This is a genomic window from Hansschlegelia beijingensis, assembly GCF_045505405.1.
Classification (GTDB): Bacteria; Pseudomonadota; Alphaproteobacteria; order Rhizobiales; family Methylopilaceae; genus Methylopila; species Methylopila beijingensis_A.
In genome coordinates this window covers 1-1,549 of the sequence record NZ_JBJKEX010000504.1, presented here as the reverse complement: position 1 = coordinate 1,549, position 1,549 = coordinate 1, and the positions used below count along the sequence as shown (strand labels likewise).

The 1,549-nt window shown below is 68.7% G+C and carries 1 protein-coding gene; it reads left to right on the top strand.

Annotation, left to right across the window (positions count from 1 at the left end; all coding sequences use genetic code 11):
• Positions 1-204 precede the first annotated feature (204 nt).
• Positions 205-1,549: UDP-N-acetylmuramate--L-alanine ligase (murC, locus tag ACIKT0_RS18110; RefSeq protein ID WP_407106718.1), on the top strand; the 1,345-nt coding region annotated here is incomplete at its 3' end.

Genomic DNA, 1,549 nt, shown 5'->3' with positions numbered 1-1,549 from the left:
GTTGCGCCACACGCGCAGCGTCAGCTTGGTCGACAGCGCGTTGACGACGGACACGCCGACGCCATGAAGACCGCCCGAGACCTTGTAAGAGTTCTGGTCGAATTTTCCGCCGGCGTCGCCGATGTGGTATTGGCGGCGGCGAATCGCAGGCTCGCGCCCCATTCCGGGGCCGCGGCTCCCGTGCTCTAGGCTTTCCGTGTCTTCATGAAACTGCCCCGCGACATCGGCCCCGTCCACTTCATCGGCATAGGCGGCATCGGCATGTCCGGCATCGCTGAGGTGCTGGCGAACCACGGCTACAAGGTGCAGGGCACCGACGCCGCGGAGGGCGCCAACGTGAAGCGCCTGCGCGAGCGCGGGATACCGGTCACCATCGGCCACGCCGCCGAAAACCTCGGCGACGCCGAGGTGGTCGTCGTTTCCTCGGCGATCAGGCGGGACAATCCGGAGCTTGCGGCCGCGCGCGAGAACCGGTTGCCGGTGGTGCGCCGCGCCGAGATGCTGGCGGAGCTGATGCGGCTCAAGACCTGCGTGGCGATCGCCGGCACGCACGGCAAGACCACCACCACCTCGCTCGTCGCCACGCTGCTCGACGCCGGCGGGCTCGACCCCACGGTGATCAATGGCGGCATCATCAACGCCTATGGCACCAACGCCCGGATGGGCGAGGGCGACTGGATGGTCGTCGAGGCGGACGAGAGCGACGGCACCTTCCTGAAGCTGCCGACGGACGTCGCCGTCGTCACCAACATCGACCCCGAGCATCTCGACCATTTCGGCACCTTCGACGCCATCAAGGCGGCGTTCCGCTCCTTCGTGGAGAACGTGCCGTTCTATGGCTTCGCGGTGATGTGTCTGGACCACCCGACCGTGCAGGACATGGTCGGCCTGATCGAGGACCGCCGGGTCGTGACCTATGGCGAGAACCCGCAGGCCGACGTGCGACTGCTCGATCTCGATCTGCGCGGCGGGACCTGCCGGTTCCGCGTCGTGGTGCGCGACCGCAAAACGGGCGGCGAGATCTCGCTCGACGGCCTGGAGCTGCCGATGGCGGGCCACCATAACGCGCTGAACGCGACCGCCGCGATCGCGGTCGCGCACGAGCTCGGCATCCCGGGGGAGCAGATCCGCGCGGGGCTTGCCAGGTTCGGCGGCGTCAAGCGCCGCTTCACCCGCGTCGGCGAGTGGAACGGCGTCACGATCTTCGATGATTACGGGCATCATCCGGTCGAGATCGGGGCCGTGCTGAAGGCCGCCCGCGCGTCGACGGAAGGGCGCGTGATCGCGGTCGTCCAGCCGCACCGCTACTCCCGCCTGCACGCGCTGTTCGACGGCTTCTCGAGCTGCTTCAACGACGCCGACACGGTGATCGTCGCGGACGTCTACGCGGCGGGCGAGCAGCCGATGCCCGGCGCCGACAAGGACAGCCTCGTGGCCGGCCTTCCCGACCGCCTCACCGCCGCGCTCGCCCGGCTCGGGGCCTGGTCCTACGGGTTCTATATCTGGGGCTACATGATCGAGCAGTTCGTCGCCGACGCCGCGCCCGAAT